5 protein-coding genes and 1 pseudogene are annotated in these 6,648 nt (G+C 37.2%); all 6 read left to right on the top strand.

Going from position 1 to position 6,648, the window contains the following annotated elements; translation table 11 throughout:
• Positions 1 to 74 precede the first annotated feature (74 nt).
• The 6 genes and pseudogenes from HMPREF0518_RS05190 (at position 75) to HMPREF0518_RS05165 (ending at position 6,365) form a co-directional block, all read left to right on the top strand.
• Positions 75 to 878, top strand: a complete 804-nt coding sequence (locus HMPREF0518_RS05190) for a DUF4931 domain-containing protein (protein WP_003626825.1) — start codon at positions 75 to 77, stop codon at positions 876 to 878.
• An 83-nt stretch (positions 879 to 961) separates the two neighbouring features.
• Positions 962 to 1,888 carry a ribokinase gene (gene rbsK, locus HMPREF0518_RS05185; RefSeq protein WP_003633198.1) on the top strand — a complete coding sequence of 309 codons (927 nt, stop codon included), beginning with the start codon at positions 962 to 964 and terminating at the stop codon, positions 1,886 to 1,888.
• Positions 1,888 to 2,580: a ribose-5-phosphate isomerase RpiA gene (gene rpiA / locus HMPREF0518_RS05180; protein ID WP_003626823.1), complete on the top strand. Its 693-nt coding sequence runs from the start codon at positions 1,888 to 1,890 to the stop codon at positions 2,578 to 2,580. The genes rbsK and rpiA overlap by 1 nt, the downstream gene beginning before the upstream one ends.
• A gap of 60 nt (positions 2,581 to 2,640) precedes the next feature.
• On the top strand, positions 2,641 to 4,656 hold the full coding sequence (locus HMPREF0518_RS05175; RefSeq protein ID WP_003626822.1) for a KUP/HAK/KT family potassium transporter: 2,016 nt from the start codon (positions 2,641 to 2,643) through the stop codon (positions 4,654 to 4,656).
• A gap of 117 nt (positions 4,657 to 4,773) precedes the next feature.
• Positions 4,774 to 5,700: a nucleoside hydrolase gene (locus tag HMPREF0518_RS05170; RefSeq protein ID WP_003626821.1), complete on the top strand. Its 927-nt coding sequence runs from the start codon at positions 4,774 to 4,776 to the stop codon at positions 5,698 to 5,700.
• Positions 5,700 to 6,365, top strand: a pseudogene (locus tag HMPREF0518_RS05165) (GntR family transcriptional regulator). The gene HMPREF0518_RS05170 and the pseudogene HMPREF0518_RS05165 overlap by 1 nt, the downstream one beginning before the upstream one ends.
• Positions 6,366 to 6,648 lie beyond the last annotated feature (283 nt).

The following is a 6,648-nucleotide window of genomic DNA, read 5'->3' as shown; positions in this document are numbered from 1 at the left end:
CGTTCATAATTGACAGTGAAATATAATGATTCTAATTATTGAAAGTAAGTAAATATTTTTAGCAGGTGGAAAATATGGACAAAAATCCTTTAGTATATAAATATTCAATCGGTAAACGTAAGCCTTATGATTATGATTACGGCAATCGCCAGGGTAACCAAAATGCTGGTTGTCCCTTTTGCGATGTCGCACATTTAACTAATATCTATGAAAAAGATGGGGACAAGATTTGGCTAAAGAACAAATATCCAACTTTGCAGGATACTGACCAAACTATTTTGATTGAATCAAGCGATCATCAAGGCGATATTTCAACTTATACCCGTGAAGACAATCAAGAATTAATGAAGTTTGGATTGAAATGTTTTCAAAAAATGAATAATTCAGGACGCTACGAAAGCGTGCTCTGGTATAAAAACTTTGGTCCTAAATCCGATGGTTCTTTGACGCATCCCCACATGCAGATTGTTGGTCTCTACCATAAAGATGGCTATCGCGATATTGGCCTCGACAATTTCAAAGGCTTTGAAGTTGGACGATCAGGATCAGTAGAAATGAATCTTTCAGCTTATCCAGTTCAAGGCTATCAAGAGGTAAATATTTTAACTCAAGATAATACCAATTTAGAAACGTGGGCAGATTTAATCCAAAAAGGTGCGCAATATATGCGTTCCGTTTTGTCACACGGTGTGGATTCATACAACTTATTCTTTTATCCGATTAATGATTGCAAAGGCACTTGCTGCAAGATTATTCCTCGTTTTTATGCTTCACCATATTTTGTTGGCTATAAGATCTCACAAGTCGATGATTCCGATACTCTTAAATGGGAAGCAGAGCGACTTAAAGGCTTTGTCAATGGCGGTATTTTACATTAAAATGTCAAAAAAACATTCGTAGGATTGAATGCTTTTTTTGATATAATTGAAATGATTAAATACATTTCTAAGAAGGGATGCTCATGAAGAAGATTGTAGTTATTGGTTCAAGCAATGTAGATACTACATTGCACGTAAAGGACTTTCCAAAACCAGGTGAAACGATTAACGCCACAGAAATAACTTCTGCTGGTGGTGGTAAAGGTGCAAACCAAGCCATCGCCGCAGCTAAAAGTGGTGCGGAGACTTATTTTATTAATCGTGTCGGTGAAGACAGCGAAGGTGGTTATATCACCCATCAATTGAAGAGTTATGGTGTTGACACTACCTATGTTCAAACCACGATGGGAAGCAAGACTGGTCATGCTTATATTACATTAAAAGAAGCAGGACAAAATGATATTATTATCGATCATGGTGCTAACTATGAATTGACCGTTGAAGACATTCAGGCTGCTAGTGATTTGTTTAAAGATGTTGACTGTGTTATTGCCCAATTCGAAACGCCACTTGAAGTAACAATTGAGGCTTTCAAGTTAGCTAAAAAGGCAGGAAAAATCACAATTTTAAATCCTGCTCCTGCTATTGATAAGATTCCAAAAGAGTTGTTGCAATACACAGATATTATTACGCCAAATGAAACTGAAAGTGACAAAATTACGGGCATCCAAATAAAGGACAATTCAACTTTGGCAACGAATGCTGAAAAGTTGCATCTTCTTGGCGTTAAAAACGTAGTAATTACATACGGTGATAAAGGTGCATATATTTCATCTGCAGATATTGAAACCTTAGTTCCAGCTTATAAAGTTGAAGCAACTGATACCACTGGTGCAGGCGATACCTTTATTGGTTATTTAGCAAGCAACTTAAAGCCAGACTTATCTAATTTTGAAGCAGCTGCCAAGATTGCTAATCGTGCCTCATCAATTGCAGTTCAACGCTTGGGTGCTCAACCTTCAATTCCTACTGCCAAGGAAGTAGAAGAAGCCATGGAGGATAATGAATAATGGCTAAAACAGAACAAGATCGCTTGAAAAAAGAAGCCGCTGAAAAAGCAGCTAGCATGGTAAAATCTGGCATGATTTTAGGCGTGGGTACTGGTTCAACGGTCGCTTTCTTTATTGATGCTCTAGGCAAGCGCAAGGATAATGATGGCTTAAAGTTAAAGGCAATCGTTACTACCAGCAATAGAAGTAAAAAACAACTTGAAGGTCTAGGGTTTAAAGTTAGCGAATTAGCCGATGTTGATCAAGTTGATTTAACCGTTGATGGTTCTGACCGTGTTGCGGACAACTTAGACGGAATTAAAGGCGGCGGTGGTGCCCTAACCCTTGAAAAGAATGTTGCCATTAATTCTAAGAAGATTATCTGGATTGTGGATGAATCAAAACTTGTCCACAGATTAGGTGGATTTCCTTTACCAGTTGAAGTATTGCCAATTTCTTGTGAACAAAACTTTAAACGTTTTAAGCAAGAAGGATTGAAACCTCAATGGCGAATGGATAGCGATAAGCGCTACATTACTCACTACGGCAATTACATTATCGATTTGGCTGCCGATCCTGTTCCAGCACCACATGGTTTAGCCGATTATCTTGACCACACCGTTGGTGTAGTTGAACATGGCCTATTCCTTGATATGTGTGATGAAGTAATCATTGCCCATAGCGATGGCACAATTGAAGATAAAATTAAATAATAATTTTTAGCAAAAAATGGTTAAAGTTAACTATTTTTTATTTATAGAGGATTTTTAGGCATGAATAAAATTACTAAAAAGCAAAAGATGAGTTTTGCGGGATTGTTGATCGCCATAGGTATTGTGTATGGTGATATTGGAACAAGTCCATTATATGTAATGAAATCAATTGTGACTGAAAATGGCGGGATTGCCAACGTTAATCGAGAATTGATCGTTGGTTCAATCTCGTTAATTCTTTGGACAGTAACTTTGTTGACTACTGTTAAATATGTCATGATTGCTTTGAAGGCAACTAATCATGGCGAAGGAGGAATCTTCTCTCTTTATGCTTTAGTTAGAAAAAGAGCCCAATGGCTGGTCATCCCGGCTCTGATGGGTGGTGCAGCTCTGCTTGCCGATGGTACTTTGACACCAGCAGTGACCGTTACCACTTCGATTGAAGGGTTAAAGAATATGCGCTTTGGTGATGTGATTCCGGTTCCTTCTCAAGAAGTTGTAATTATGATTACTATCATCATTTTGGTAATTTTATTCTCAATTCAGAGGATGGGAACCAGCGTTATTGGTAAAGCATTTGGTCCAATTATGCTGGTATGGTTTACCTTTTTAGGAGTAGTTGGCATTGCTAACTTGAGCCATGACTGGAGTCTTTTGGAAGCGATTAATCCCATTCATGCTATTCGAATTTTGTTTAGTCCAGCTAATAAAGTCGGAATCCTAATTTTGGGTTCTGTCTTCTTGGCTACTACTGGTGCTGAAGCGTTATATTCGGATGTTGGACACGTAGGTAAAGCGAATATTATGGGCTCTTGGCCATATGTATTTGTTTGTCTTTCATTAAACTACCTAGGCCAAGGCGTTTGGATTTTGCATAATGCTAGCTATCATGCTGGTAATGGTGACTTCAATCCATTCTTTGAAGTTGTTCCTAGCAATTTGCGTCTTTTTGCCATTGCCTTGGCTACGATCGCAGCTATCATTGCTTCCCAGGCATTGATTACTGGATCGTTTACTTTGGTTGCTGAGGCCAGCAGTCTAAAGTTTTTACCAAGAATGAATATTATTTATCCTTCAACTGAAAAAGGACAAATTTATATTCCATCAATTAACAAAATGATCTGTGTGGTAACTGTAGCAATTGTGTTCTTATTCAGAACTTCACACCACATGGAAGCAGCATATGGTTTGGCAATTACTGTCACTATGTTGATGACTACAATATTATTGTTTGAATACTTGGGTAAAAAAGGCAAACCACTTTACTTACGCTTGATCTTTTTGATTGCATTTGCTTTTATTGAAGGGATGTTCTTAATCTCCAGTTTGACTAAATTCTTACACGGCGGTTACGTAACTGTTTTAATTGCTGGCTTTATCTTGGCAATCATGTATGTTTGGTTTTATGGAAATAAGATTCGTGATAAGCGTGAGGCTAAGAATGCTTACGTTCGTTTAGACGAATATACAGAAATGCTGACAGATTTAAGCCACTGCGAAGATTACCCCGTTTATGCCACTAATGTTGTTTATATGGCAAAGGTTAAGTATAATAAGTTCATTAAGCGTGAGGTGCTTTATTCAATTTTGGATAAAAGACCTAAACGTGCTAAAGCCTATTGGTTTGTTACTGTCAATGTAACAAACCAACCATATACCGCAGAATATGCAGTAAATACGTACGGTACTAAGAACGTAATCAACGTTCAGCTTTATCTAGGTTTTAGAAAGCAAACTAGCGTTAACGTCTACTTACGGCAAATTGTTCATGAATTGATTGCAGATGGTACTATTGAGGCTCAACCTCAAAGATTCACTACTATTCCTGGTAGAGATGTAGGTGACTTCTCCTTCGTCATTGTTAATGATGTAATTAGTCCATTAACTAAATTGACTGGTTATGAGAAGTTTATGGTCGAGGCTAGAGTCTGGCTGCAAAATCTATCTTCTAACCCAGCTTCTTGGTTTGGTTTAGAGTATGCAGATACTGTGGTAGAACGAGTACCATTGATCTTAGGCAAGCATCAAGAAAGCTATATTAAGCGAATTAAACCTAAGAAACAAACTAAAAAGTAAATGAAAAAAGTCTAGCCAAGCTAGGCTTTTTTATCTAGATTAGATCGAACCACTTTTTTTATTGGTTGGTTTTTTGTATCATTAAGGCAATGAATACGTTTAGAAGAGGTAAATTTCATGAACAAAAAACCTTTAATTATTAGTACAGATCCAGGAATTGACGATATTGCAGCAATGACAATCAGTTTTTTTGCTAAAGAGCTCGATGTTCGAATGATCGTTCCAACCTGGGGAAATGTCCAACTTGAATATACTTTGCAAAATACTTTGAATTTAGAAAAGTTTTTGCATACTAAGGTTCCTGTAGTGGTGGGTGCCAATCAACCATTAGTCGCACCAATGATTAGTGCCGCATCAGTACACGGCAAGATTGGCATTGCCGGCTTTGATTTTGAAGAAGCAGATCGCAGTTTGGTTAAGCCTGGTCTTGCCGCAACTGTCATGGCTGAAGAAATTAAGAATAGTCCTGAAAAAGTCACTTTGCTTGGCATTGGACCGTTGACTGACTATGCTTTGCTTTTTAAACAATATCCTGAAGTGAAGGAAAATATTGATCAAATCGTGATTATGGGTGGTAATATCGGCCGCGGCAATCATAGTCCACTTGCAGAATACAATATTGCAGGGGATCCTGAAGCTGCTCAAGTTGTTTTCCACAGCGGTTTGCCAATTAAAGTTGCCCCACTTGAAATCGGCAATAAGGCCCATTTAACTCAAGACCAAATGAGCAAGGTAAAAGAATGTGGTGAAGTCGGTAACATGCTTTACTCACTATTTTCACACATTCATGAGCCAGATGGTGATCCTCGTATTAAAATCTATGATCCAACAGCTGTGGGCATTTTGCTTCATCCAGAAATGTTTACCTTAAAAAAGGCTAATGTAGAGATTGAATTGCGTGGTCAATTTACATACGGTGCAAGTGTAATTAATTTTATGGATCAAGAGCATGCTAATGCAGAGATTGCGACAGATGTAGATTTAGTTCAATTTTCAAAATGGTTTATCGATAGTATTAAAAATTCTGATCAAGGAAGAGAATAATGGCAGATTACGTTTATCGGACAGTAATGCAGGATATTAAACAGAATATTTTAAATAATAAATATAATGGGATGCGAATTCCCGATGAGCGTAGTTTAGCTAAGCATTATGACGTTAGTCGTTCATCGATGAAGCGTGCACTAGAGTTATTGGCCTAGCAAGGAATTGTTTTTAAAAAGCGAGGCAGTGGCACGTTTATTAACCCGCTGTATTTAAAAAATCAGGCCATGTTTCGTTATGACGGCTCGAATTTGGGAATCACCGATAGTTTTAAGGTGCCTGGTAAAAAGCAGCAAATAAAGCTGTTAGATTTTCAAGTGATTAAGGCTACTAAGGAAATTGCGGAAGACTTATTTTTAAATGAAAATGCTTTTGTTTATGAATTCAAGCGCCTGCGTTTACTCGATGAACAGCCATTTTTGATTGAAACAGGTTATTTGCCGATCAAAATTATGCCGGAATTAAAGCCTGAAACTTTGCAGAAGTTTTTGTTTAATTATTTAGAGGATGGACAAAGCAAGACCGTAACTAAGGCGTTTTTGAATATTACAGTTGAACCTTCGAATGCTGAAGATCAAAAGCAGATGCATTTAAAGGAAAATGAACCAGTCGGCGTTATGGAGGGTATTTTCTTTTTAGATGATGGAACGCCGTTTGAAGTGTAAAATATGCGGGTTCATTATCATTACATGAATTTCAATACTTTTGTTAATTTAGGTAAGTAAAAAGCTGAGTAGTTTTTACTCAACTTTTTTTATTTAGGGTTTTAGTAATTTTTATGATTATAAGAAAAGGTAAAATGAAAAATAAATCTATCGGTGCAGAACTTAAGAGATTACGAAAGTCATTGGGATTGATGCAAGCAGAAATGACTTTAGATGGAAAGATCATATCAGTAGGGCAGTATTCTAAAGTGGAAAATGGAATCCATGAGATAGGGGTTGATAC

The sequence above is a fragment of the Lactobacillus helveticus DSM 20075 = CGMCC 1.1877 genome (assembly GCF_000160855.1).
GTDB lineage: Bacteria > Bacillota > Bacilli > Lactobacillales > Lactobacillaceae > Lactobacillus > Lactobacillus helveticus.
Note: the sequence above shows the minus strand (reverse complement) of the source record. Positions and strands in the feature narration are given on the sequence as shown.